Genomic DNA, 23,262 nt, shown 5'->3' with positions numbered 1-23,262 from the left:
GAGAACCCATGCGAACGGATTACGACGTCGCCGTCGTCGGCGGCGGACTGCTCGGCTCCGCCATTGCCTGGGGCCTCGGCCGCCTCGGCAAGAGCGTCGCCGTGCTCGACGAAGGCGACATCACCAAGCGTGCTTCGCGCGCGAACTTCGCGCTGGTATGGGTGCAGAGCAAGGGCCTCGGCATGCCCGCCTATACAGGCTGGACCGTGCAGGCCTCGCAGGCATGGGGCCGGCTTGCCTCCGAGCTGAAGCAACAGACCGGCCTCGACGTCTGCCTCCAGCAGAATGGCGGTTTTCATCTCACCCTCGGCGAGGACGAATTCGGCCAGCGCGCCGAGCTCGTCAAGCGCATGCACAACCAGGTCGGCGCTGCCGACTACAAGATGGAGATGTTGCGGCCCTCCGAGATCAAGAAGGCGCTGCCGCTGATCGGGCCCGAGGTCTCCGGCGGCAGCTATTGTCCGCTCGACGGCCACGTCAATTCGCTGCGCACCTTCCGCGCCTTCCACACCGGCTTCAGGGCGTTCGGCATCGATTATTTTCCGGAGCGTCCGGTCTCGGCGATCAGCAAGAGCGGCGGCGAATTCCGCCTGACGACGCCCAAGGGCGAACTGCGTGCCGCCAAGATCGTGCTCGCCGCCGGCAATGCGAACCAGACACTCGCACCGATGGTCGGTCTCTACGCGCCGATGGGGCCGACTCGCGGCCAGATCGTCGTGACCGAGCGCACCATGCCGTTCCTGCCGCATCCGCTGACCACGATCCGCCAGACCGACGAGGGCACGGTGATGATCGGCGACAGCAAGGAGGATGAGCTGGATGATCGCGTGCTGAAGCCTTCGATCAGCGGCGTCATGGCCGATCGCGCCCAGCGCATGTTCCCGCATCTGGCGCGGCTCAACGTGGTCAGGAGCTGGTCCGGCATTCGCGTCATGCCGCAGGACGGCTTTCCGATCTACGACCAGTCGGAGACGCATCCCGGCGCCTTCGTCGCCTGCTGCCATTCCGGCGTGACGCTCGCCTCCAACCACGCCTTCGAGATCGCGCGCATGGTGGCGCAGGGCGCGCTCGAGCCGGAGCTGGTCGGGGCGTTCTCGGCCAGCCGTTTCGGTGGCGCTGGCGCGGCGAACAGCAGCGGTTATTAGAGATATCAAGGAGCCAAGAGGCATCCCCATGTTTAGACGATCCGAACAGGACAAGCGGCCGCAGGTGCAGATCTTCGTCGACGGCGTTGCCGTCGCGGCGCGTCAGGGTGACACCGTCTCCGCCGCGCTGCTGGCCTCGGGCCGCGATGCGCGGCGCTCGACTGCGGTGAGCGGCGCGCCGCGCCTGCCTTATTGCATGATGGGCGTGTGCTTCGACTGTCTCGTCACCATCGATGGCGTCGGCAATCGACAGGGCTGCCTCGTGCCCGTCGCCGAGGGCATGCAGATCGAGATTCAGAAGGGCAAGCGGGAGATCGGAAAATGACTGTGGCTCCCAGGCGCGAAGACTACGACGTCGTGGTGATCGGCGCGGGGCCGGCGGGTCTTGCTGCCGCCGCGACATCCGCCGAGGCTGGCCTGTCGACGCTGCTGCTCGACGAGAACATCGGCCCCGGCGGCCAGGTGTTCCGCGCCATCTCTTCCACGCCGGTGACCGAGCGCGATCAGCTCGGCGCCGATTATTGGGTCGGTGCCGATCTCGTGCAGACGCTGCGCGCCAGCAATGCGGAAGTGATCCAGCGTGCCACGGTCTGGAGTCTCGACCGCAATCTCGAGATCGCCGTCTCGATCGGCGGCGCCTCCGCCTTCATCAAGGCCAAGCGCGTGATCCTTGCGACCGGCGCGCTGGAGCGGCCGTTCCCGATTCCCGGCTGGACGCTGCCGGGCGTGATGACCGCGGGTGCCGCGCAGACCATGCTGAAGTCCTCGGCGATGGTGCCCGATGGCCGCACCGTGATCGCAGGGCAGGGCCCGCTGCTCTGGCTGCTCGCCGCGCAGATCCTGCGCCTCGGCGGTCGCATCGATCGCATCCTCGACACCACCGAGCGCGGCAACTACTTCGCGGCGCTGCCGCATGCCTTTGCATTCCTGACCTCGCCCTATTTCGCCAAGGGCCTGTCGATGATGCGCGAGGTGAAGGCCAAGGTGCAGGTCGTCTCCGGCCTCACCGAGCTTGCCGCGGCTGGCGACGGCCAGCTCGCGAGCGTCAGCTATTTCGCCGGCGGCAAGCGCGAGACCATTCCTGCGGATCTGTTGCTGCTGCATCAGGGCGTCGTGCCGAACGTCAACCTGGCGATGGCGGCCGGCATCGAGCATCGCTGGGACGACCTTCAATTGTGCTGGTCGCCGGTACTGGATGCGAGTGGCAATTCCTCAGTCGCCGGCATCGCGATCGCCGGTGACGGCGCAGGCATTGGGGGTGCCAATGCAGCCGTGGTGCGCGGTCGTATTGCCGCGCGCGCCGCGGTCGAAGCGTTGGCGCCCGCTTCTGCCGCCAAACTCCCCGCAACGGCGACGCTCCGTGCCGAGCTCGCGAAGGCCGAGCGTGGCCGCTTGTTCCTCGACACGCTGTTCCGTCCCGCGCCGCAGTTCCGCATTCCCTCTGACGACACCATCGTCTGCCGCTGCGAGGAGGTGACGGCAAAGGACGTTCTGGATTCCGTGGCGATCGGCGCGACCGGGCCGAACCAGCTCAAGGCCTATCGCCGCACCGGCATGGGCCCGTGCCAGGGCCGGCTCTGCGGCCTCACCGTCACCGAGCTGATGGCGCAGGCGCGCGGCAAGACCCCGCAGGAGATCGGCTATTATCGGCTGCGCGCGCCGGTGAAGCCGATCACGCTCGCCGAGCTCGCCGCCGTTCCGAAGAGCGAGGCCGACGTCAAGGCCGTGGTGCGCGGATGAGCAAAAACGTGGATGCGATCGTCATCGGCGGCGGCATCCACGGATGCTCGACCGCGCTGCACCTGTGCCTTGCCGGCATGAAGCCGGTGCTGATCGAGAAGGACTATGCCGGCCGCCACGCTTCCGGCGTCAATGCCGGCGGCGTCCGCCAGCTTGCACGGCACATCCCTGAGATTCCGCTGTCGATCCGTTCGATGGCGATCTGGGAGAAGATTTCGGAGCTCGTCGACGACGATTGCAGTTTCGAGAGCTACGGCCAGGTGCTGGTTGCCGAGAACGAGGACGAGCTCGCGGTCTGCCGCACCCGCGTCGCCGAGCTCAATGCGCTTGGCTTCACTCATGAAGAGCTGATCGATGCGGCGGAATTGCGCCGGCTGGTGCCCGCGGTGGCCGAGACCTGTCCCGGCGGCGTGATCTCGCGTCGTGACGGCGCGGCCAATCCGGCGCAGACGACGACGGCGTTCCGTCGCAAGGCTGAGCAGTCAGGTGCGACCGTGCGCGAGGGCGTCGCCGCTACCAACATCCGACATCGTGACGGCCTCTGGCACGTCGATGTCGGTTCGGAGAGCTTTGCCGCGCCGGTGCTGGTCAACGCTGCCGGCGCCTGGGCCGGCAAGATCGCGGCTGATCTCGGCGAGCCGGTGCCGGTCGAGACCGTGGCGCCGATGCTGATGATCACCTCGCGCGTGCCCCACTTCATCGACCCCGTCGTGATCCTGCGCGGGCGCAAGCTCTCCTTCAAGCAGTTCAAGAACGGTACGGTGCTGATCGGCGGCGGCCACCTCGCGACGCCGTACCAGGACCGCAACGAGACCGTGCTGGACTGGAAGAGTCTTGCGACCAGCGCGCAGACCGTGTTCGAGCTGTTCCCGGTGATGCGCAGCGCGACCATCGTCCGCGCCTGGGCCGGCATCGAGGCGAAGATGAAGGACGACATCCCCGTGTTCGGGCCGAGCAGCCGCCACAAGGGCCTCTATCACCAGTTCGGCTTCTCGCTGCACGGTTTTCAGCTCGGCCCCGGTGCCGGCGCCGTCATGGCGGAGCTGATCGTGAGCGGCGGCACCCAGACCCGCGTCAGCGATCTCGGCATCGACCGCTTCCATCCTTCCACGCACTAGCAACAAGAGGACATCATGAGCATCACCCGCGGCATCCGCACGCCCATCATGCATCGCGCCGTCGAGGCCAATGGCTTCGTCTTTCTCGGCGGCACCATCGCCGACGACACCTCGGTCTCGATGGGCGACCAGACCCGCAATATCCTCGGCAAGATCGCCGGCTATCTGAAGGAAGCCGGCACCGACAAGAGCCGCGTCGTCAGTGCCTCGATCTTCGTCACCGATCTCTCCAAGAAGAAGGAGATGGACGCAGCCTGGACCGAGTTCTTCGGCGATAATCTGCCGACCCGCGCCACCGTCGGCGTCGCCGATCTCGGCGGCGGCGCGCTGATCGAGGTGGTGGTCACCGCGCTCAAGGGCTGATCGCATCGACCCATGGGACGTCAGCGCTCGCCGCGCTGTCGTCTCCTCAAGCTGCGGCTTGATCCTGCACTTCTGCCGCGCAGTCCTGGAAGATTTTCAAAAGCCCGACGCCTGCACCCAGCGCGTCGGGCTGAAAGATTGACTATCAATCGGTGATCCCAACGCCATTGTTGTGACGCGTATCTCACCGCTTTTCCATTCCGGGAAACTACCGCATCGGAACCGGACGTCGTGCTATGCACCTCCACCCGGTTCCAACGTCTCGCCGATCTCCAGCGGATGAGCCATGGTCTCGTGCAGCGCCTCGCGGTCGAGCTCGCCTTCGGAGATGCTGATGACGACGCAGGCGACGCCGTTGCCGATCAGATTGGTCAGCGCGCGGCATTCGCTCATGAACTTGTCGATGCCGACCAGGATCGCGATCGACTGGATGGGAATATCAGGCACGATCGAGAGCGTCGCGGCGAGCGTGATGAAGCCTGCGCCGGTGACGCCCGAAGCGCCCTTCGAGGTGATCATGGCGATGCCGAGGATGCCGAGCTCCTGCCAGATGGTCAGATGCGTGTTGGTGGCCTGCGCCAGGAACAGCGTCGCCAGTGTCATGTAGATGTTGGTGCCGTCGAGGTTGAAGCTGTAGCCGGTCGGGATCACGAGGCCGACCACCGAGCGCGAGGCGCCGAGATGCTCCATCTTCTGGATCATCTGCGGCAGTACCGTCTCGGAGGACGAGGTGCCCAGCACGATCAAGAGCTCGTCCTTGATATAGGCGATGAAGCGCAGGATCGAGAAGCCTGCCAGCCGCGCGATCGCACCCAGCACGATCAGGACGAACAGGATGCTGGTGAGATAGAACGTGCCGATCAGCGCGGCGAGATTGAGCAGCGAGCCGAGTCCGTAGGCCCCCACGGTGAACGCCATCGCGCCGAAGGCGCCGATCGGCGCGACGCGCACGATGATGCGAATGATGCCGAAGAACATTTTTGCGGCCTTGTCGATCGCGTCCGCAATGGGCTCGCCGGCCTTGCCGAGGAAGGCGATGGCGAAGCCGGAGAGAATCGAGATCAGCAGCACCTGCAAGAGGTCGCCGCGTGCGATGGCGCCCAGATAGCTGTCGGGAATGATCGCCATCAGATGGGCGACGATGCCCTCCTCCTTGGCCTTGGTGACGTAGGTCGCCACTGATCCCGGGTCGATGGTGGCGGGATCGATGTTGAAGCCGTGTCCGGGCTGGAGGATCTCGCCGACCAGCAGGCCAACCGCGAGCGCGACGGTCGAGACCGTCTCGAAATAGATCAGCGACTTCAATCCGACCCGGCCGACACGCTTGAGGTCGCCCATCGAGGAAATGCCGTGCACCACGGTGCAGAAGATGACAGGCGCGATCATCATCTTGATCAGCGCGATGAAGCCGTCGCCAAGCGGCTTCAAGGCTTTGCCGAGATCGGGATAGAAGTAGCCGATCAGCACGCCGAGCACGATCGCGATCAGCACCTGGACGTAAAGGATCTTGTACCAGGGCTGGTGCCGGCGGCGGATGGCTGGCTGGATCGCGACTTGTGTCATAATGTAGGCCCGGGAACGTGTTGATCTTGCATGATTTCATCATGTGATGGGCGCCGCAGAAGCGACAATCACATTTTTGTCGGATCGCACGAACATCGATCGCTGGACCGCAGCGGGGGGAACATGACGATCGCAACAGACTCGGACGAGCAGGCACAGGGCTATTTTCCGCGCTGGAGACTCAAGACCTCTGGCGTGATCATGCCGGAGGAGCGGCTGTCCTGGGGCCAGACCATCGTTTCCGGTTTGCAGCATTGCGTCGCGATGTCGGGATCGACGATCATCGCGCCGTTGCTGATGGGGTTCGATCCCAACGTTGCGGTGCTGTTCTCCGGCGTCGGCACACTGATCTTCTTCGTCATCGTCGCGGGGCGCGTGCCGAGCTATCTCGGCTCGAGCTTCGCGTTCATCGCCGTCGTCATCGCGGCCACCGGCTATGCCGGGCAGGGGCCGAACCCGAACCTGCCGGTTGCACTCGGCGGCATCGTCGGCGCCGGGGTCCTGTACGGTCTGATTTCGCTGATCGTGATGTGGTCCGGCGTCGGTTGGATCGAGAGGCTGCTGCCGCCCGCCGTCACCGGCGCCGTGGTCGCCGCGATCGGCCTCAACCTCGCGCCCGTGGCGGTCAAGGCGGTGAGCGCCAATGCGTTCGACACCTGGATCGGGCTCGCGACCGTCCTGATCATCGGCGTGGTTGCCGTTGCCGCGCCAGGCCTGTGGCGCCGCCTGCCGATCATCGTCGGTGCAATCAGTGGATATCTCCTGTACTTGCTGTTCGCGAACGGCCTCGGCTTCGGCAAGCCGCTCGACTTCGCGCAACTCTCGGCCGCGCCGTGGCTCGGCCTGCCGAACTTCACTGCGCCGAGCTTCCATGCCGATGCAATCTTCCTCATCGCGCCGGTTGCCGTCATTCTCGTCGCCGAGAATCTCGGGCATATCAAGGCCGTCGGCGCCATGACGGGCCGGAGCCTCGACGCCTATCTCGGCCGTGCCCTGTTCGCCGACAGCCTCGCGACCATCGTTGCAGCCTGCGGCGGCGGCACCGGGGTCACCACCTATGCCGAGAACATCGGCGTCATGGCGGCGACGAAGGTCTATTCGACCTTGCTGTTTGCCTTCGCAGCCATTGTGTCGATCCTGCTCGGCTTCTCGCCGAAATTCGGTGCGTTGATCCTGTCGATCCCCGGCGCAGTCATCGGCGGCGTCTCGATCGTGCTGTTCGGGTTGATCGCGGCGATGGCGGGCCGAATCTGGATCGAGAACAAGGTCGACTTCGCCAATCCTGCAAACCTGATCACCGTTGCGGTGGCGCTGACTGCGGGTGCCGGTGATCTCACGCTGAAATTCGGCGCGTTCACGATCGGCGGGATCGGCACCGCGACCTTCGGGGCCATCATCCTTTATCAGATCCTGACTTCGCCCCTGGCGCAGCGCGCCGCGTGAATCCCGGCGATATGCCGAAGGGATGGAACAAAACGCCGGTTCCATCCATGATGATTCATTCCGGAGAGAACACATGCCGCAAACCGAACGCTCAACTTCCTTTCCATCGCGCCTCGTCGGCCAAAACGCCCTGGTGACCGGCGCCTCGCAAGGCATCGGCCGCGCCGTGGCCATCCGCCTGGCGCAGGAAGGCGCGACCGTCGCCATCAACTATTTCGATCACCCTGGGAGGGCCGAGGAGACGCTCGCTCTTGCGCGAACGGCATCGAGCGAGCGCGGTCACGGCAGGCTCGATCACATCATCGTCAAGGCCGATGTCGGTAAGGAAGAGGATATCGCTGCGATGTTCGAAACGGTCCTCGCGCGCTGGAAGCGCCTCGACTGTCTCGTCAACAATGCCGGCTTCCAGCGAGAGTCGCCGAGCGAGGCGCTCGACGTCGAAACCTATCGCCGCATCATCGACGTCAACCTCAACGGCGCCGTGCTCTGCGCGCAGAAGGCGCTGGCGCATTTCGTCGCGCGCGGCGGAGGCGGCAGCATCATCAACTGCTCCAGCGTCCACCAGATCATCCCAAAGCCCGGCTATCTCGCTTATTCCATCAGCAAGGGCGGCATGGCCAATCTGACGCGCACGCTGGCGCTGGAATTCGCCGGCCGGGGCATTCGGGTCAATGCCGTTGGTCCAGGGGCGATCGACACACCGATCAACGCGGCCTGGACTGGCGATCCGGAAAAGCGCGGCGTCGTGACCAGCCACATTCCATTGGGCCGCGTGGGGACACCAGAAGAGATCGCCGCCGTGTTTGCCTTCCTCGCTTCCAATGATGCCAGCTACATCACCGGGCAGACCATCTACGCCTGCGGAGGTGTCACGCTGTTTCCGGAGTTTCGCGAGAACTGGGCGAGCTAAGTCGGGCCCGGCAGGCGGGGAGCCGCGCGGCATCTGGCAGAATCCGCCGGCGCAGACTACATCTGCGCCATGGCAGATTCCCCACTCCAGGATTTCATCGGCCGGCACGAACGTCTGTTCGTGCTGACCGGCGCCGGCTGCAGCACCAATTCAGGCATTCCCGATTATCGCGACGGCCAAGGCAACTGGAAGCGGACCCAGCCGGTCAACTTCCAGGCCTTCATGTCGGACGAGCATACGCGCCGGCGCTATTGGGCGCGCAGCCTGGTCGGCTGGCGGCGGTTCGGTCAGGCGAAGCCGAACGATGCGCACCGTGCGCTGGCCCGGCTCGAGGCGAAAGGCCGGTGTGGGATGCTGCTGACCCAGAATGTCGACCGGCTGCATCAATCGGCCGGCCATCGGCAGGTCATCGACCTGCACGGTCGGCTCGATCTTGTCCGCTGCATGGCCTGCGGCCGCAAGACACCGCGCGACGAGTTTCAACATGCGCTCGGTCGCGCGAACGCGGCGTGGCTGACGCTCGATGCCGCCGATGCACCTGATGGCGATGCCGATCTGGAGCACGAGGATTTCTCGTCGTTCCAGGTGCCTGCCTGCGAAGCCTGCGGCGGCATCCTCAAGCCCGACGTCGTGTTCTTTGGCGAGAACGTCCCCCGCGACGTCGTTGCCACCGCGCAGGATCATCTGGCAGAGGCCGACGCCATGCTCGTCGTCGGCTCCTCGCTAATGGTCTATTCCGGCTTCCGCTTCGTCCAGGCCGCCGCGCGCGGTAATATCCCGATCGCCGCGGTCAATCTCGGCCGCACCCGCGCCGACGATCTCCTGACGCTGAAGGTCGAGGAGCGCTGCGAGTCAGCGCTTGCATTCCTGCTCTGATCGCGCCAGCGGCGCGCACGCCTTGCCTATTGTATAGGTGCCGCGCAGAATGGCCGGGCACAGCGTTGCCGGCATGCCTCACGGCACGGAAATTGCTGCGTTTTCGCAACCCGGTCTTGACGATCAGCACGGAGAATTTGGAATGCTTGAGGGAGCCGAGGTGCGGCTTGCCGTGGATATCGGTGGCACGTTCACGGACATCGTGCTGGACGTGGGACAGGACCGCAAGACGCGCAAGGTGCTGACGACGCCGCAGCGCCCCGAGCAGGCGGTGCTGGACGGCATCCGCCTCATCCTCACTGATGCGCGTGCGCATATCAGCGACATCGACGTCTTCATTCACGGCACCACGCTCGCGACCAATGCCATCATCGAGCGCCGCGGGGCCAAGACGGCGCTGATCGCGACCGAGGGCTTCCGTGACGTGCTCGATATCGGCACCGAAAGCCGCTACGACCAATATGATCTCAGCATCGACAAGCCGAAGCCGCTGGCGCCCCGTTCCCTGCGCTTCACCGTGCCAGAGCGCATCGACGCCCATGGCGCCGTCCGTCTCCCGCTGGACGAGACTGCCGTGCGCGCGCTCGCGCCGAAATTGCGTGAGCTGGGCGTCGAGAGCGTCGCGATCGCCTTTCTGCACTCCTATGCCAACCCCGAGCACGAGCGGCGCGCGGCCGCGATCATCGGGGAGGAGATGCCCGGCATTTCGGTGACGGTGTCATCGGCCGTGTGTCCGGAGATCCGCGAATATGAACGCACCTCCACCGCGGTCGCCAACGCCTATGTGCAACCGTTGATCGACGGCTATCTCGCCCGCATGGCCGATGCCCTGCAGGTCGAGCAGTTTCGCGGCGCGATCTATCTCGTCACGTCGGGCGGCGGCGTGACCTCGATCGAGACGGCGCGGCGCTTTCCCGTTCGTCTCGTCGAATCCGGTCCGGCCGGCGGCGCGATCTTCGCGGCACAGATCGCGGCGCGGCTCGGGGAGAGCAAGGTGCTGTCCTTCGACATGGGCGGCACCACGGCAAAGATCTGCCTGATCGAAAAATACCAGCCGGAGACCTCGCGCGTGTTCGAGGTCGATCGCGCCGCGCGCTTCCTCAAAGGCTCCGGCCTGCCGGTAAGGATTCCCGTGATCGAGATGGTCGAGATCGGCGCCGGCGGCGGCTCGATCGCGCATGTCGACGCGATGAAGCGCGTCACCGTGGGTCCGGAGAGCGCTTCCTCGGAGCCGGGGCCTGCCTGCTACGGCCGCGGCGGCCAGCGCCCGGCGGTGACGGATGCGGACGTCGCGCTCGGCATGATCGATCCTGATGCGTTTGCGGCCGGCACGATCAAGCTCGATCCGGAGCTTTCGAAGCAGGCGTTGCTGCGCGATGTCGGTGCGCCGCTCGGCCTGTCGGCGGAGACGGCCGCCTATGCCGTGCACGAGGTCGTCTGCGAGAACATGGCGAGCGCGGCGCGCGTGCATGCGGTCGAGCGCGGCGCCGTGGTCGGCCAGCACACGCTGATCGCGTTCGGCGGTGCCGCGCCGCTGCATGCGGCGCGGGTCGCCGAGAAGATCGGCGTCTCCCGCGTGATCGTGCCCTCGAATGCCGGCGTCGGCTCGGCCGTCGGTTTTCTCGCCGCGCCCATCGCCTATGAGTTGGTGCGCAGCCGGCATGTCCGCCTCGATGATTTCGACACCGAGGCGGTCTCCAATCTCTTGCAGGAAATGGCGAATGAGGCGCGTGCGCTGGTCGAGCCCGGCGCCGCCGGTGCGCCGGTGCGCGAGCGCCGCGCGGCCTTCATGCGCTATGTCGGCCAGGGCCACGAGATCACGGTCGAGCTGCCGAACCGGCGGCTGATGACGGCCGATCTCGCCGGTCTGCGGCAGAAGTTCGAGACGGATTATTCCGCAATGTTCGAGCGGCCGATCCCGGGCGCTGCGATCGAGGTGTTGAGCTGGTCGGTGCTCGCCACCACCGAGGCGCGCAACCCGCCCGCCGCCGCTTCCGTCGCGCGCAAGCCCGCGGCCAAGGCATCCGGCAGCCGAAAGTTCTTCGACGGCCGGGCGGGCGCAGTGATCGAGATCCCGCTCTATCGCCGCGAGGACATGGCGCCGGGCGCGACCATTGCCGGTCCCGCGGTGATCGCGGAGGACGAAACCTCGACCTTCGTCTCCACCAGTTTCGACGCGCATATCGACGGTGCCGGCAGCATCGTCATGGAACGAAAGGCGGCCTGACCATGAGCAAGGCAAATGGCGCGAGCCTGATCGATCTCCAGATCATGTGGCACCGGCTGATCGCCGTGGTCGAGGAGCAGGCGCAGGTGCTGCTCCGCACCGCGTTCAGCCCGATTGTGCGCGAATGCGGCGACCTCTCGGCCGGCGTGTTCGACCTCAGCGGGCGGATGCTGGCGCAGGCGGTGACCGGTACGCCCGGCCACGTCAACTCGATGGCGGAATCGGTCAAGCATTTCATTGCTCACTTTCCGATCGCGACGATGAAGCAGGGCGATGCCTACATCACCAACGATCCCTGGATGGGCACCGGCCATCTCAACGACTTCGTAGTGACGACGCCCTGCTTCAAGGACGGCAAGGTCGTCGCGCTGTTCTCCTGCACCAGCCATCTCATGGACATCGGCGGCATCGGCTTCGGGCCTGACGCCACCGACGTGTTCATGGAGGGGCTCTACATCCCCATGCTGAAGCTGATCGACCAGGGCGTCGTCAACGAGACGCTGATGGCGATGATCCGCACCAACACGCGGCTGCCGATCGACACCGAAGGCGATACCTATTCGCTCGCCGGCTGCAACGACGTCGGCTGCGAGCGTCTGGTCGAGATGATGAACGAGTTTGGCATCGACACGCTCGACGAGCTCGGCGACTACATATGCGATCGCTCGCGCGAGGCCGTGCTGGCCGAGATCGCCAAGCTGCCGAAGGGCAGCTGGCGCAACGCCATGGTGGTTGACGGCTATGATGAGCCGGTGACGCTGGCCGCGACGCTGACGATCTCGGACGACGGCATTCACGTCGATTTCGACGGTACCTCCGCGGCCTCGAAGTTCGGCATCAACGTGCCCTTGTCCTACACCACCGCCTACACCGTGTTCGGCCTCGGCTGCGTCGTCGCCTCACAAATCCCCAACAATGCCGGCTCGCTCTCGCCGCTGACGGTGTCGGCGCCGGCGGGCGCGATCCTCAATGCGCCGAAGCCGGCGCCGGTCGCCTCGCGCCACGTCATCGGCCAGATGCTGCCAGACGTCGTGTTCGGCTGCCTGCGCCAGATCATTCCCGAGCGCGTGCCGGCGGAGGGTACGTCGTGCCTGTGGAATCTCAACGTGCGCGGGCAGACGCGAAGCGGCGTCGGCGGCAATTACGGGTTCTCCATGGCGGTCACCTCCAATGGCGGCACCGGCGCGCGCTTCGGCAAAGATGGCTTGTCGGCAACCGCTTACCCAAGCGGCGTGCGCGGCACGCCGGTCGAGATCGCGGAAACGCAGACGCCGCTGATCTTCTGGCGCAAGGAGCTGCGCCCGGATTCCGGCGGGGCAGGGCGCACCCGCGGCGGCCTCGGCCAGATCATCGAGGTCGGCAGCGGCGTCGATGCGCCGTTCGACATTCTCGCTGCGTTCGACCGCATCGATCATCCGCCGCGCGGGCGCGATGGCGGCCGGGACGGCGAGGCTGGTTATGTCGGCCTGAAATCCGGGAAGAAGCTGCGCGGCAAGGGCTTTCAGCAGGTGCCTCCGGATGATCGCCTCGTGGTGCTGACGCCCGGCGGCGCCGGCATCGGTGCGCCAACCGAGCGCGATCGGGCGGCCATCGAGGACGACATCGAAAGCGGGCTCGTGTCTGCCGACAATGCGGCTTCAGTTTATGGATACGCGCGGTGACGCCATTCGGCGTCTGGCTAGCGAAAGGAGGGGAGCAATTCATGCCGCGGGTGCTGTACGGATAATGTTTTGCGCCGCCCCGGCTGCACGGCCGGGACGGCGTTTCCATTTCCGAGCCTTACGCCGCCGCCTTCTTCCGCGCCTGCTCGGCCTTGTACAGCTCGAACTCCTCCGCGATCGCCCTAGCAATCGAAGGTCGCTGGCGCAGCCGCTCGTAGTACGCCTTCACGTTCGGCCATTTCGCGAGCTCGATCGGCGGCGTCGCCATGGTCCAGTTGATGACCGTGACGAGATAGGCATCGGCCACGCTGAAATGGTCGAGCAGGAAGTCGCGCCCCTTCAGGTGATTGTCGAGATAATCGAGCCGCGACAGGTACTTCTCGAGCGCATAGGCCTTTGTCTCCTGCGGTGCTTTGCGGTCGAGCACGGGAATGAAGAGGCCCTTGTGCAGCTCGGTGCCAATGAAGCAGAGCCATTGATGCAGCCGCGTGCGCTCGATGCCCGCTGCGGTGCCGAGACCGGACTGCGGAAAACGGTCCGCGACATATTGCAGGATCGCGGCGTTCTCGGTCAGCACCACGCCTTCGTCGGTGCGCAGCGTCGGCACGAGCCCGATCGGATTGATGGTACGGAAGTCGGAGCCGTCGTTCAGCACCTTCTTGGTGGGTGGATCGACTTCGAGATAGTTCGCCTCGGCGCCGGCTTCATACAGCGCGACGCGTGTCGCCATCGAGCAGGCGAGCGGCGAGAAATAGAGATCCATCTGTAGCCTCCTTGGGCAATTCCTCTTTGGGTGTCGCTCAACCTGGCCAGATTGATTTTTGTACCATCTTGCATAATATGGGCGTGGTCAAGGATTATTTTGCGAAATGGTACAAAAATCGAAGCCGCCAGCTGCTGCCAATCAGCCTGAGCGCCGCGGCGAACCCAAGCGCCGAGGCCGTCCCCGCGCCTACGAGCCCGATGTCGCGCTCGGCAAGGCGCTCGATCTGTTCCGCAAGCAAGGCTTCGCGGCCACCTCGCTCGACGATCTCAGTGAAGCGACCGGCATGAACCGGCCGAGCCTTTACGGCGCCTTCGGCGACAAGCGCGAGCTCTACATCAAGAGCTACCAGCGCTATCGCGAGGAGGCCGGCGCTTCCATGGTCGAGATTTTTCGCCAGGAGATGCCGCTGCGGCAGCGGCTGGAGCGCATCTACGCGTCCGCGCTGGACATCTATCTGTCCGGTGACACCGGCCCGCGCGGCTGCTTCACGGTCGTGACCGCGGCGTCCGAGGCCGTTGGCGATCCCGAGATCCGCGCCATGGTGCTCGACGGTCTCACCGGACTCGACAAGGCTTTTGCCAGTTGCTTCCGCCGCGCCAAGGAGAAAGGCGAGTTGCGAGAGAGCGCCGATCCAGTCGCGCTGGCACAGATCGCCTCCGCCACCATCCACACCATCGCCATCCGCTCGCGCGCGCGCGTCCCGCGCAAGGAGCTCGAGGCGATCGTGAAGGGCGCGATCGATGTGATGGCGGGAGCCAAGTCCTAGCTGTCGTCCCGGCCCCTGCGCGCAATTGCCAGCTACGCGGCGCGGATCTGCGCAAGAAAAAGATCGACCTCGTCGCGGAGCCGCTGCGACTGCTTCGACAGCTCGATGGTCGAGCCCAGCACTTCCTCCGCGGCCGCACCCGTGGCTGCGATGCCGTCGGCGCCTGATGTCTCGCCTTGCACGGCAATGACCTGCGCGCCGATCTCTTCTGTCGCGAGCACGAGCCCAGCGCGGCGATGCCGATTGAAAGCCACCAGGCACGGTCGGCCGAGGCCTCGTAATCGGCATTGTCCATCACGGGCTCGAGGGCGCCGAGCGGCTTGCCGGAAAAGTCCCTGATCGGTCCGAGCATGTGGGGACGACCGCGACTACGAGACGGTCGTACGCCTCTCCGCCGGCCTCAATACCCCCTGACCCGGTCCACCACGTTCTCCAGTGCGCCGCCGGCCTCGAACCGCGCGATCTGCTCGGCGACATAGGCCGAGATCGCGTCCGCATCGGTGTCGGCAGCGTTGTGGGGCGTCAACACCACCTTGGGATGGGTCCAGAACCGGCTGTCCTTCGGCTGCGGCTCCTGCACGAAGACGTCGAGCGAGGCGGCGCCCAGCGTGCCGTCGTCGAGACAGGCGAGAATGTCCGCTTCGTTCTGCAGGCCGCCGCGGCCGGCATTGATCAGCACGGGCGCGCCGAGCGGGCTGTTGCGGTGGAGCCTTGTGAAGAGGTCGCGCTTGAGGATGCCGTTTGTGTCAGGCGTCAGCGGGAGCAGGCAGACCAGAATGTCGGTCGTGCGCAGAAACGCGTCGATCTGCGCAGCGCCGTGGAAGCACACCACGCCGTCGATCGTCCGCGGGCTGCGGCTCCAGCCGGCGACACGGAAGCCGAGCCGCCGCAGCACGTCGGCCGCATCGGCCCCCAGTGTGCCCAATCCCATGACGCCGACCGTGATCGCGCTTGCCGGCCACTGATATTTTGGTTCCCAGCGTTTCTCGCGCTGCGATTGCCTGAGGTAAAGCTCCTGGCGGTGATGCATCAGCACGTGCAGGACGACATATTCGGTCATGCGATTGGTGAGATCGGGCACGGCGACGCGCACCAGCGGCACATCGGGCAGGCTCCTGTCCGCCATCAGCGCATCAACGCCCGCGCCGAGATTGAAGATGGCCCGAAGATTGGGGAACGCACCGAGATCGCCCGGCACCGGCTTCCACACCGCCGCATAGTGCACCTCCGCCGGATCGAGCCCGGCGTCCGGCAGCAGCACCACGCGGCGGTCGCCGCAGACCGCTTCGAACCGAGCCTTCCAGCGCTCCGGCAGCCAGTTCTGCTGCGTGCTGTTGATGAGGACGGCCAGTGTGCCCAGGGTCATTCGAAGTGCCTCGTCGGTTCCGCTTGATGAAGGACCCTCCTTGGCACGATCTGCCGGATTTTTCTTGCAAATTTTTTCCGCAGCCCTGTCGGGGCGGGGCATATTGGCGCGTCTTCAGAACAGACGAGGAAAGTGCCGGCCATGCTTTACGCCATTCTTTGCTATCACGATGAGGACTTCGTCGGCTCCTGGAGCAAGGACCAGGACGAGGCCGTGATGAAGAAGCTCGCCGTGGTTCAGGAGAAGCTCACCAAACAGGGCCGGCTCGGGCCGGTGGCGCGGCTGTTGCCGACGACCGCGGCGGCGACGCTGCGCAAGGAGGATCCGCCACTGGTGCTCGACGGTCCCTATGCCGAGACCAAGGAGCAGCTGCTCGGCTTCTACATCGTCGACTGCAAGAATCTCGACGACGCGCTCGACGTCGCGCGTGAGCTTGGAGCCGCCAATCCCGGCGGCGCCTACGAGGTGCGTCCCGTCGGCGTCTTCCGGCCCGGAGGAAACCTGACGTGAGCGATGCCGACACCGCTTGGATCGAGACTGCGCTGACCTCGGCGCGACCCCAGGCGGTGGGCGCGCTGCTGCGCTATTTCCGCGATCTTGATACCGCAGAGGAGGCGTTTCAGAACGCCTGCCTGCGCGCGCTGAAAACCTGGCCGCAGAACGGGCCGCCGCGCGATCCCGCGGCCTGGCTGATCATGGTCGGCCGCAACGTCGCAATCGACGAGGTGCGGCGCGCCCGCAAGCAACAGCCGCTGCCCGAGGACGACCAGGCGATCTCCGATCTCGACGACGCCGAGGGCGCGCTCGCCGAGCGGCTCGACGGCTCACACTATCGCGACGACATTTTGCGGCTGATGTTCATCTGCTGCCATCCAGGGCTGCCGGCGACGCAGCAGATCGCGCTGGCGTTGCGCATCGTCTCCGGCCTCACGGTGAAGCAGATCGCGCGCGCGTTCCTGGTCTCGGAAGCCGCGATGGAGCAGCGCATCACGCGCGCCAAGGCGAAGGTCGCCGAGGCCGGGACGCCGTTCGAGGCGCCCGGCGCGGTCGAGCGCTCCGAACGGCTCGCCGGAGTTGCGGCGATGATCTACCTGATCTTCAACGAAGGCTATTCGGCGAGTGGCGACACCGCCGAAATCAGGAAGCCGCTGTGCGAGGAGGCGATCCGGCTGGCGCGGTTGCTGCTGCGGCTGTTTCCGAGCGAGCCGGAGATCATGGGCCTGACGGCGCTGATTCTCTTGCAACATGCGCGCAGCGCCGCGCGCTTTGCCGAGGACGGATCGCTGATCCTGCTGGACGATCAGGATCGTTCCTTGTGGAACGGCACCATGATTGCAGAAGGCCTCGCGCTGATCGACAAGGCGATGCGCCACCGCCGCAGCGGACCCTACCAGATCCAGGCCGCCATCGCCGCGCTGCATGCGCGCGCAGCGACGCCGGGGGAGACCGACTGGACCCAGATCGATCTGCTCTATGGGGCGCTCGAAGTGGTGCAGCCCTCGCCGGTGGTGACACTCAACCGCGCGGTCGCGGTCTCGAAGGTGCGCGGGCCCCAGGCTGCGCTCGACCTGATCGAGCCGCTGGCGCCGAAGCTCGCCAACTACTTCCATTTCTACGGCGTGCGCGGCGCCTTCCTGATGCAGCTCGGCCGCAACGACGAAGCCCGCATCGCCTTCGACCGCGCCATCGCGCTCGCCAATACATCGGCCGAAGCCGCCCACATCCGCATGCATCTCGATCGCCTGATCCGGGACAGCCAGCCGAAGCCGAAGGAGAGCGCCAAGGCGAAATGATGTCTCACCGTCATTCCGGGGCGCCCGGAGGGCGAACCCGGAATGACGAGATTCCAGGTCTGGTCCTTCGGAGCATCCCGGAATGACGGGCAAGAAAAATCTCATCGGCTCCTGTCGGCCCCTGCCGCGCCCCTTCGTCTTAATCCGGTATCCAAGGAGCCATTCATGCTGAGAGCCGTTGCCATCATTGCCGTCGTGCTCGCGATCGGAATCGCAGGCATTCTCGTCTTCGCCCTCACCAAGCCTGACACATTCCGCGTCGAGCGCAGCCTCGCCGTGAAGGCGCGGGCCGATGCGATTTATCCACTGGTTGCCGATTTCCGCCGTTGGACCGCCTGGTCGCCCTATGAGGGACGCGATCCCGCCATGAAGCGGGCGTTCGGCGGAACCGCGGCGGGGAAGGGGGCGACCTATGCCTGGGACGGCAACAACAATGTCGGTGCCGGCCATATGGAGATCCTGGAGGCGAACGGGCCCTCGAACCTCCGCATCAAGCTGGATTTCGAGCGGCCATTTGAAGGGCACAATGTCGCCGAGTTCACCTTTGTGCCGCAAGGCGATGCCACGCTCGTCACATGGGCGATGTACGGTCCGGCCCCGTTCCTGTCCAAGCTGATGCAGGTCTTCATCAACATGGACAGCATGATCGGCAAGGATTTCGAAGCGGGCCTCGCCGGCCTGAAGAAGCTCACCGAGAAGCAATAGGTCTCACTGCGAACGAAGAAGAGGAGAGAAACGATGCTCAATCCCTATCTGTTCTATCAGGACACCTGCGAAGCGGCGTTCAACTACTACGCCAAGGTTCTCGGCGGCAAGATCGATGCGATGATGCGGGCCTCGGAGGCGCCGCCGGACATGCCCGCGGCACCCGGCCGCGAGAAGATGATCATGCATGCGCGCATGTCGCTGCCCGACGGCAGCGTATTGATGGCCTCCGACGCGCCGCCCGAGCATTTTCAGAAGCCGCAGGGCTTCTCGATTTCGCTCACGGTCACGGATCTCGCGGATGCCGAGCGCAAGTTCAACGCGCTGGCCGATGGGGGCAGCCTCACCATGCCCTTCAGCAAGACCTTCTGGGCCAAGGGCTTTGGCATGTGCGTCGACAAGTTCGGCATTCCCTGGATGGTGAACTGCCCGGCGGAGGGAATGTGACGGGCGCGACCGCGCGCGATCCGTTGAGTTGCGGTCCCCTCTCTCGATGCTGCGGGAGAGGGGATATGCATGGACTCGTTACGGCGCCGATCGGCCGTCTGTCCTCTCACCGGATCGACCCGGTGACGTCCTCGCGCGGCGAAGGCTCCAGGCAACGAGGACAGATCACGAGCTTGCTGCCGAGCTGCCTGTCGTTCTCCGCCTGTATTTCGTCATGGACCGCCCACCATGCCTCGGAATATGGACGCAAAGTACCGAGTACCCTTTCCCGCTCCTGATTGGGATCACTTGCCGTGAGTGCGCGGTCCGTGACGCGCCGCTTCGCGACGTGAGGACGATTCGGATCCTTGCCAAGACCATCCCACGCGATGGGGCGACGTTCCTGCGCTGGAGCGCCTGCGCCTCCGAGCAGCGCTGTGCAAAAAGTGAGCAAGATGAAGCCGTATCGAATCATGCCAGGCCTTCGCTACGTATGGGACGCACAGAATGCGGGTGAGACACACGCACCACGTCAGTTCGATGGAACTCAAAGCAAAACAAATCTGCCGGCATGGCCGAATGTGAGTCGTGCTTTCGGCATCACTTTGCGGGCGCAGTGAGGCCGCTTCGTGAAACCAACTGCATCGCACAACAATTGGCGCAATATTGGGCTGTGATCTGCACGCCAGAATCGCTATTGGTGATTCATAAAAGCTACAAACTGGGATGGACGTCACTTGCAAGGGGAGCGACCGATGGCGGCGGCGCTACAGATCAATTTTGCTCTTTGGGGAATGCTCATCTGCGCCAGCGCAAAGCTGGTACCGGTGATACAGACTCTTTTCTGAACGTAGCCAGCGCCTGATGGCGCAGATCACCCGGTGCGCACGCTGGATGCGAGCGCAGGGAACATGGCGTATGGCCTTGAACCAGCCAGGCAAATCGCCTTGATGGTGATGCGGTTCCCAGCGCTCACTCACGTCACGCGCCTGGCGGCTGCCGGCTTTGATCAGCGACAACGCGGATAGATCGCGGCGAGATCACGTCCCTTCAACAGGAGCAACCGCGAGGTGAGGCCGCCACGGCGGCTGATCCAGTCGCGCACCGGGCCGGGATAGGCGGCAAGCACCGCGACCGATGCCTCCGGCTCGGCATAGAAATGTCCGCGCCGGTCCACCGAGCGCGCGGCGTGGAAGCCGAGCACCGCGCGCTTGGTGACGCAGATGCGCTCGCCTGGGACGATGCTGAGCACCAGCGTGCAGGCGGACAGGCAGGGACCATCGATCACCACGCGCTCGCCGCTCTCGCGCACTTTCTCGAACAGATCGAGGAAGGGCCCGACCTGTCCGCCTGGGGACTGGATGATGCGGATCTCGGCTCGCGCCGGTGTCGCCGCGATCAACACGGCCGCGAGCATCGTGATGGTGACGAACGCGGCGCGTTGCATGAGCACTCCTACCCGTTGCGGCGCTGGCCGCGCAGCGTCGGCAGGCCGATACCTGCCGCATCGAAACCGCCATCGACGGCCAAAATTTGGCCGGTGATGTAGCTGGCGCGTTCCGAGCACAGAAAGTAGATCGCTTCCGCGAGTTCCTCCTCCAGGCCGTAGCGGTTGAGCGGGATGGCGTCGTGGTAATCGGCGCGGATCTCCTTGGTGTGCACCTGCTTCGCCATCGCGGTGTCGACCGGTCCCGGCGCAACCGCGTTGACGCGGATGTTGAGGGAAGCGAGCTCGACCGCGAGCTGCTTGGTGAGGTGCGCAAGGCCCGCCTTGCTGGTGCCGTAGGCCGAACGCAGCGTCGAAGCACGCACGGCCGAGATCGAGGTGATGTTGACGATGGCGCCGCCATTGCCGTCGCGCATCAGCGGTACCGCCGCCTTGGTGCAGAGGAACGGTCCGGTGAGGTTGACCTCGAGCACGCGGCGCCAGTCAGCCTCCGACGTCTCCATCAGCGGCGCGAACACCGCGATGCCGGCGTTGTTGACCAGCGCATCCAACCGGCCGAACCGCCGCTCCATCGTCGTCATTGCAGCGCTGACTGCGGCTGCGTCGGAGACATCGCAGGTCAGCGCCAGCGTCGCCTCGTTTTGGCCGATGTCGGCGATCGCGGGGCCGAGCAGGTCGCCCTCGATATCGAGCAGCGCCACGCGCCAGCCCTCGGAAAGGAACTTCTTCGCGGTCGCAAGCCCGATGCCGCGTGCGGCTCCGGTGACGAGGGCGACTTTTTGCGCGGCTTGCGGCATTGGCTGATCTGTCCTTCTGGCGGAAACGGAAGCCGCACGGGCGGCCAGCGCCTTTTACTTCGCTTCCGTTGCGGTAAGAAGAGCGCCAGTCCATCTCCGTCAGCCTGGGGCCGCCGCTTCTTCAGCGGCAAGGGCAAAGGCCCGGCTGCGTCGGGCCGCTTCATCCTTGGAGGCTCGCCGCGCCTTGCACGGCCAGCGCCGCGCGCCGAGCTGCCAGATAATTTTCGTCATCCATGTCGGTTCCCTGACAGTTCATTCGTCTTGGAAGCGAGGGCGCGTGGCCCGCCGCTGCTCGCCCCGACAGTGAAAGCAAGGAAACCTCATGCGATTCATGATGCTGATGATTCCGCTCGGCTACGAGAACGCGCCACCGGACGTGCAGCTCGATCCCGAGCGGGTTGCCGCGATGATGCGCTACAACGAGGCGCTGAAGGATGCCGGCGTGCTGATCACGCTCGACGGCTTGCATCCGCCCTCGATGGGCGCGCGCGTCTCGTTCGCGACCGGCGTGCCTGTCGTGACCGACGGGCCCTTCGTGGAAGCCAAGGAAGTCCTGGGCGGCTATTGGATGATCGAGGTCGCCTCGCGCGAGGAGGCGATCGCCTGGGCGAAGAAGTGCCCGGCTTCGCCGAACGAAATCATCGAGATCCGGCAGGTACAGGAGATGAGCGATTTTCCGCCCGACGTGCAGCAGGCCGCCGCCGGTTTGGAGGAACTGAAGAAGTAACCACCGCGGCCGCGATGAGATCGCGGCTGTCGTCAATCGATCAACAGATCAATCGATCAACAGAGGAGAGGCCGATGAGCACCGAACACAAATTCCTCGCCGTCTATCTCGGCAGCATGACCGGGTCGAAAATGGCGGCCTGGCGCGCGCTGCCCGAGGCCGAGCGAAAGGCGAAGGAGCAGGAGGGCATGGCTGCCTGGCACGGCTGGGTCGAGAAGCACAAGTCGGTCATCGTCGATCTGGGCGGCCCGCTCGGCAAGACCCGCAGGATCGACGCGAATGGCATCACCGAGATCAGCAACGCGCTCACCGGTTTCACCGTAGTGCGCGCCGCATCGCAAGAGGAAGCTGCCAAGCTGTTCGAGAACCATCCGCATTTCGCGATCTTTCCGGGCGAGGCGATCGAAGTGATGCCGGTGCTGCCCATTCCGCAGATGTAGCTTCGGGTGAGGTCTTTGCGGGGCCGTTGGGGTCCTGCAGTCATTCCGGGCGATGCGAAGCATCGGATCCGGAATCTCGAGATTCCGGGTCCGGCTCTTCGAGCCGTCCCGGAATGACTGCGGAGAATACGGAGTTAATTCTGCCTCATCGCCGCTAGTGACCTTCACGCCCGGCTCATGTAAAGGTCGTTCACATGAGCTGGCGCAAGGAGCAGCGCCGCGCCGAGCGCGGCTATCACCACGGCAATCTGAAGGAGGCCCTGTTGCAGGCCGCTCTCGGCCTCATCGCCGAGAAGGGCGCGGCGGGCTTCACCTTTGCCGATGCCGCGCGCATGGCCGGCGTCAGCGCAGCGGCTCCCTATCGGCATTTCCGCGACCGTGACGAGCTGTTGTCCTCGATCGCCCAGCGTGGATTCGAGCAGTTCGAGGCGCGCCTGTCCGCGGCTTGGGATGACGGGCGGCCCGACACGGTCACCGCGTTCGAACGTGTCGGCAAGGCCTATCTCGCCTTCGCCCGCGAGGAGCCCGCCTTCTACAATGCCATGTTCGAATCCGGCGTGCCGGTCGATGCCAATCCGGCACTCCAGGCGGCCAGTGAACGGGCCTTCAACATCATCCGTGCCGCCGCCGAGCGCCTCGCCGCGCTGACGCCGCCCGGCACTCCCCGTCCGCCGGCGATGATGATGGCGCTGCACATCTGGTCGATGTCGCATGGCGTCGCCTCGCTGTTCTCGCGTGGCGATGCAGCGCGGCGGAAGCTGCCGATGTCGCCGGACGAGCTGCTGGAGGCCGAGGTGCTGATCTATCTGCGCGGGCTCGGCTTCCCGATTGACCGCCGTCCGGCCGGCAAGAGTGCCGAGCCGCCGCCGGTGCCGCCGGAGGCTCCCTCCGGTTCGGGCGTCCCGCCCGGCGGCCCCTGGGGCAAGCCGAAATAAGATTGCGCAAATAATCACGCGGGCGTGTCTTGCGGCCAGCTTGACAAA

Annotated in this window: 25 protein-coding genes; 18 read left to right on the top strand and 7 right to left on the bottom strand. The window is 65.4% G+C overall.

Features of this window, described 5'->3' with window-relative positions; genetic code table 11:
- Positions 1–8 precede the first annotated feature (8 nt).
- From BRAD3257_RS35290 to BRAD3257_RS35270, 5 genes are read left to right on the top strand one after another with little or no spacing between them, the layout of a single operon-like run.
- Complete coding sequence (locus BRAD3257_RS35290; protein WP_122405658.1) at positions 9–1,145, top strand: NAD(P)/FAD-dependent oxidoreductase; 1,137 nt, start codon at positions 9–11, stop codon at positions 1,143–1,145.
- Between the two features lie 28 nt (positions 1,146–1,173).
- Positions 1,174–1,470, top strand: coding sequence for a (2Fe-2S)-binding protein (locus BRAD3257_RS35285; protein ID WP_122405657.1), 297 nt, complete (start codon positions 1,174–1,176; stop codon positions 1,468–1,470).
- Entirely contained in the window at positions 1,467–2,885 is a 1,419-nt protein-coding gene (locus BRAD3257_RS35280) for an FAD/NAD(P)-dependent oxidoreductase (protein ID WP_122405656.1), read from the top strand. Before BRAD3257_RS35285 ends, BRAD3257_RS35280 begins: the two co-directional genes overlap by 4 nt.
- The gene (locus tag BRAD3257_RS35275; protein WP_122405655.1) at positions 2,882–4,003 is read left to right on the top strand and encodes an NAD(P)/FAD-dependent oxidoreductase; all 1,122 of its coding nucleotides are present in this window, start codon (positions 2,882–2,884) and stop codon (positions 4,001–4,003) included. Before BRAD3257_RS35280 ends, BRAD3257_RS35275 begins: the two co-directional genes overlap by 4 nt.
- Positions 4,004–4,018: 15 nt before the next feature.
- Positions 4,019–4,366, top strand: coding sequence for a RidA family protein (locus BRAD3257_RS35270; protein ID WP_122405654.1), 348 nt, complete (start codon positions 4,019–4,021; stop codon positions 4,364–4,366).
- Between the two features lie 234 nt (positions 4,367–4,600).
- On the opposite strand, the gene BRAD3257_RS35265 is transcribed toward BRAD3257_RS35270, so the two are convergent.
- Positions 4,601–5,929 (bottom strand): dicarboxylate/amino acid:cation symporter, encoded by a 1,329-nt coding sequence (locus tag BRAD3257_RS35265; protein ID WP_122405653.1) that lies wholly within the window; start codon positions 5,927–5,929, stop codon positions 4,601–4,603.
- Between the two features lie 123 nt (positions 5,930–6,052).
- On the opposite strand from BRAD3257_RS35265, the gene BRAD3257_RS35260 reads away from it, so the two are divergent.
- The 5 genes from BRAD3257_RS35260 to BRAD3257_RS35240 all read left to right on the top strand — a co-directional run bounded on the left by BRAD3257_RS35260 (position 6,053) and on the right by BRAD3257_RS35240 (position 13,046).
- Entirely contained in the window at positions 6,053–7,372 is a 1,320-nt protein-coding gene (locus BRAD3257_RS35260; protein WP_122405652.1) for a solute carrier family 23 protein, read from the top strand.
- Between the two features lie 73 nt (positions 7,373–7,445).
- Entirely contained in the window at positions 7,446–8,282 is an 837-nt protein-coding gene (locus BRAD3257_RS35255; RefSeq protein WP_122405651.1) for an SDR family oxidoreductase, read from the top strand.
- Between the two features lie 69 nt (positions 8,283–8,351).
- Positions 8,352–9,158, top strand: coding sequence for an NAD-dependent protein deacetylase (locus tag BRAD3257_RS35250; protein ID WP_122405650.1), 807 nt, complete (start codon positions 8,352–8,354; stop codon positions 9,156–9,158).
- A gap of 142 nt (positions 9,159–9,300) precedes the next feature.
- Positions 9,301–11,385 carry a hydantoinase/oxoprolinase family protein gene (locus BRAD3257_RS35245; protein WP_122405649.1) on the top strand — a complete coding sequence of 695 codons (2,085 nt, stop codon included), beginning with the start codon at positions 9,301–9,303 and terminating at the stop codon, positions 11,383–11,385.
- Between the two features lie 2 nt (positions 11,386–11,387).
- Positions 11,388–13,046 (top strand): hydantoinase B/oxoprolinase family protein, encoded by a 1,659-nt coding sequence (locus BRAD3257_RS35240; RefSeq protein WP_122405648.1) that lies wholly within the window; start codon positions 11,388–11,390, stop codon positions 13,044–13,046.
- A 118-nt stretch (positions 13,047–13,164) separates the two neighbouring features.
- On the opposite strand, the gene BRAD3257_RS35235 is transcribed toward BRAD3257_RS35240, so the two are convergent.
- A complete protein-coding gene (locus BRAD3257_RS35235; protein ID WP_122405647.1) occupies positions 13,165–13,809 on the bottom strand; it encodes a glutathione binding-like protein in 645 nt (214 codons plus the stop codon).
- 106 nt (positions 13,810–13,915) lie between these two features.
- Here BRAD3257_RS35235 and BRAD3257_RS35230 point away from each other — a divergent pair, with 106 nt between their 5' ends.
- Entirely contained in the window at positions 13,916–14,578 is a 663-nt protein-coding gene (locus BRAD3257_RS35230; protein ID WP_122405646.1) for a TetR/AcrR family transcriptional regulator, read from the top strand.
- Positions 14,579–14,610: 32 nt separating this feature from the next.
- On the opposite strand, the gene BRAD3257_RS35225 is transcribed toward BRAD3257_RS35230, so the two are convergent.
- The gene (locus tag BRAD3257_RS35225) at positions 14,611–14,832 is read right to left on the bottom strand and encodes a hypothetical protein (protein ID WP_430648808.1); all 222 of its coding nucleotides are present in this window, start codon (positions 14,830–14,832) and stop codon (positions 14,611–14,613) included.
- 146 nt (positions 14,833–14,978) lie between these two features.
- Positions 14,979–15,944 (bottom strand): 2-hydroxyacid dehydrogenase, encoded by a 966-nt coding sequence (locus BRAD3257_RS35220; RefSeq protein ID WP_122405645.1) that lies wholly within the window; start codon positions 15,942–15,944, stop codon positions 14,979–14,981.
- 141 nt (positions 15,945–16,085) lie between these two features.
- On the opposite strand from BRAD3257_RS35220, the gene BRAD3257_RS35215 reads away from it, so the two are divergent.
- From BRAD3257_RS35215 to BRAD3257_RS35200, 4 genes are all read left to right on the top strand, one after another.
- On the top strand, positions 16,086–16,454 hold the full coding sequence (locus BRAD3257_RS35215; RefSeq protein ID WP_024337611.1) for a YciI family protein: 369 nt from the start codon (positions 16,086–16,088) through the stop codon (positions 16,452–16,454).
- Entirely contained in the window at positions 16,451–17,737 is a 1,287-nt protein-coding gene (locus BRAD3257_RS35210; RefSeq protein ID WP_122405644.1) for an RNA polymerase sigma factor, read from the top strand. The genes BRAD3257_RS35215 and BRAD3257_RS35210 overlap by 4 nt, the downstream gene beginning before the upstream one ends.
- 165 nt (positions 17,738–17,902) lie before the next feature.
- The gene (locus tag BRAD3257_RS35205) at positions 17,903–18,442 is read left to right on the top strand and encodes an SRPBCC family protein (protein ID WP_122405643.1); all 540 of its coding nucleotides are present in this window, start codon (positions 17,903–17,905) and stop codon (positions 18,440–18,442) included.
- 33 nt (positions 18,443–18,475) lie between these two features.
- On the top strand, positions 18,476–18,889 hold the full coding sequence (locus BRAD3257_RS35200) for a VOC family protein (protein WP_122405642.1): 414 nt from the start codon (positions 18,476–18,478) through the stop codon (positions 18,887–18,889).
- Positions 18,890–18,995: 106 nt separating this feature from the next.
- On the opposite strand, the gene BRAD3257_RS35195 is transcribed toward BRAD3257_RS35200, so the two are convergent.
- From BRAD3257_RS35195 to BRAD3257_RS35185, 3 genes are all read right to left on the bottom strand, one after another.
- Positions 18,996–19,343 (bottom strand): hypothetical protein, encoded by a 348-nt coding sequence (locus BRAD3257_RS35195; RefSeq protein ID WP_122405641.1) that lies wholly within the window; start codon positions 19,341–19,343, stop codon positions 18,996–18,998.
- Between the two features lie 534 nt (positions 19,344–19,877).
- Entirely contained in the window at positions 19,878–20,315 is a 438-nt protein-coding gene (locus BRAD3257_RS35190) for a hypothetical protein (protein WP_122405640.1), read from the bottom strand.
- 8 nt (positions 20,316–20,323) lie between these two features.
- Complete coding sequence (locus BRAD3257_RS35185; protein ID WP_122405639.1) at positions 20,324–21,112, bottom strand: SDR family NAD(P)-dependent oxidoreductase; 789 nt, start codon at positions 21,110–21,112, stop codon at positions 20,324–20,326.
- A 322-nt stretch (positions 21,113–21,434) separates the two neighbouring features.
- Between BRAD3257_RS35185 and BRAD3257_RS35180 the strand changes: the two genes are divergently transcribed.
- The 3 genes from BRAD3257_RS35180 to BRAD3257_RS35170 all read left to right on the top strand — a co-directional run bounded on the left by BRAD3257_RS35180 (position 21,435) and on the right by BRAD3257_RS35170 (position 23,214).
- Entirely contained in the window at positions 21,435–21,839 is a 405-nt protein-coding gene (locus BRAD3257_RS35180; RefSeq protein WP_122405638.1) for a YciI family protein, read from the top strand.
- A gap of 74 nt (positions 21,840–21,913) precedes the next feature.
- Positions 21,914–22,279 carry a YciI family protein gene (locus tag BRAD3257_RS35175; RefSeq protein ID WP_122405637.1) on the top strand — a complete coding sequence of 122 codons (366 nt, stop codon included), beginning with the start codon at positions 21,914–21,916 and terminating at the stop codon, positions 22,277–22,279.
- Between the two features lie 194 nt (positions 22,280–22,473).
- Positions 22,474–23,214: a TetR/AcrR family transcriptional regulator gene (locus BRAD3257_RS35170; RefSeq protein ID WP_122405636.1), complete on the top strand. Its 741-nt coding sequence runs from the start codon at positions 22,474–22,476 to the stop codon at positions 23,212–23,214.
- The last annotated feature ends 48 nt before the right edge of the window (positions 23,215–23,262 follow it).

The sequence above is a fragment of the Bradyrhizobium vignae genome (assembly GCF_900324035.1).
Taxonomy (GTDB): Bacteria; Pseudomonadota; Alphaproteobacteria; order Rhizobiales; family Xanthobacteraceae; genus Bradyrhizobium; species Bradyrhizobium vignae.
This window is presented reverse-complemented; position numbering and strand designations above follow the sequence as displayed.

Excerpts from the sequence above, each read along its gene's own strand:
- BRAD3257_RS35245 (WP_122405649.1), top strand. The coding sequence starts at position 9,301 with ATGCTTGAGGGAGCCGAGGTGCGGCTTGCCGTGGATATCGGTGGCACG.
- BRAD3257_RS35170 (WP_122405636.1), top strand. The coding sequence starts at position 22,474 with ATGAGCTGGCGCAAGGAGCAGCGCCGCGCCGAGCGCGGCTATCACCAC.
- BRAD3257_RS35280 (WP_122405656.1), top strand. The coding sequence starts at position 1,467 with ATGACTGTGGCTCCCAGGCGCGAAGACTACGACGTCGTGGTGATCGGC.
- BRAD3257_RS35285 (WP_122405657.1), top strand. The coding sequence starts at position 1,174 with ATGTTTAGACGATCCGAACAGGACAAGCGGCCGCAGGTGCAGATCTTC.
- BRAD3257_RS35260 (WP_122405652.1), top strand. The coding sequence starts at position 6,053 with ATGACGATCGCAACAGACTCGGACGAGCAGGCACAGGGCTATTTTCCG.
- BRAD3257_RS35235 (WP_122405647.1), bottom strand. The coding sequence starts at position 13,809 with ATGGATCTCTATTTCTCGCCGCTCGCCTGCTCGATGGCGACACGCGTC.
- BRAD3257_RS35205 (WP_122405643.1), top strand. The coding sequence starts at position 17,903 with ATGCTGAGAGCCGTTGCCATCATTGCCGTCGTGCTCGCGATCGGAATC.
- BRAD3257_RS35220 (WP_122405645.1), bottom strand. The coding sequence starts at position 15,944 with ATGACCCTGGGCACACTGGCCGTCCTCATCAACAGCACGCAGCAGAAC.
- BRAD3257_RS35230 (WP_122405646.1), top strand. The coding sequence starts at position 13,916 with ATGGTACAAAAATCGAAGCCGCCAGCTGCTGCCAATCAGCCTGAGCGC.
- BRAD3257_RS35190 (WP_122405640.1), bottom strand. The coding sequence starts at position 20,315 with ATGCAACGCGCCGCGTTCGTCACCATCACGATGCTCGCGGCCGTGTTG.
- BRAD3257_RS35265 (WP_122405653.1), bottom strand. The coding sequence starts at position 5,929 with ATGACACAAGTCGCGATCCAGCCAGCCATCCGCCGCCGGCACCAGCCC.
- BRAD3257_RS35275 (WP_122405655.1), top strand. The coding sequence starts at position 2,882 with ATGAGCAAAAACGTGGATGCGATCGTCATCGGCGGCGGCATCCACGGA.
- BRAD3257_RS35175 (WP_122405637.1), top strand. The coding sequence starts at position 21,914 with ATGAGCACCGAACACAAATTCCTCGCCGTCTATCTCGGCAGCATGACC.
- BRAD3257_RS35290 (WP_122405658.1), top strand. The coding sequence starts at position 9 with ATGCGAACGGATTACGACGTCGCCGTCGTCGGCGGCGGACTGCTCGGC.
- BRAD3257_RS35195 (WP_122405641.1), bottom strand. The coding sequence starts at position 19,343 with ATGATTCGATACGGCTTCATCTTGCTCACTTTTTGCACAGCGCTGCTC.
- BRAD3257_RS35180 (WP_122405638.1), top strand. The coding sequence starts at position 21,435 with ATGCGATTCATGATGCTGATGATTCCGCTCGGCTACGAGAACGCGCCA.
- BRAD3257_RS35200 (WP_122405642.1), top strand. The coding sequence starts at position 18,476 with ATGCTCAATCCCTATCTGTTCTATCAGGACACCTGCGAAGCGGCGTTC.
- BRAD3257_RS35270 (WP_122405654.1), top strand. The coding sequence starts at position 4,019 with ATGAGCATCACCCGCGGCATCCGCACGCCCATCATGCATCGCGCCGTC.
- BRAD3257_RS35240 (WP_122405648.1), top strand. The coding sequence starts at position 11,388 with ATGAGCAAGGCAAATGGCGCGAGCCTGATCGATCTCCAGATCATGTGG.
- BRAD3257_RS35255 (WP_122405651.1), top strand. The coding sequence starts at position 7,446 with ATGCCGCAAACCGAACGCTCAACTTCCTTTCCATCGCGCCTCGTCGGC.
- BRAD3257_RS35185 (WP_122405639.1), bottom strand. The coding sequence starts at position 21,112 with ATGCCGCAAGCCGCGCAAAAAGTCGCCCTCGTCACCGGAGCCGCACGC.
- BRAD3257_RS35215 (WP_024337611.1), top strand. The coding sequence starts at position 16,086 with ATGCTTTACGCCATTCTTTGCTATCACGATGAGGACTTCGTCGGCTCC.
- BRAD3257_RS35250 (WP_122405650.1), top strand. The coding sequence starts at position 8,352 with ATGGCAGATTCCCCACTCCAGGATTTCATCGGCCGGCACGAACGTCTG.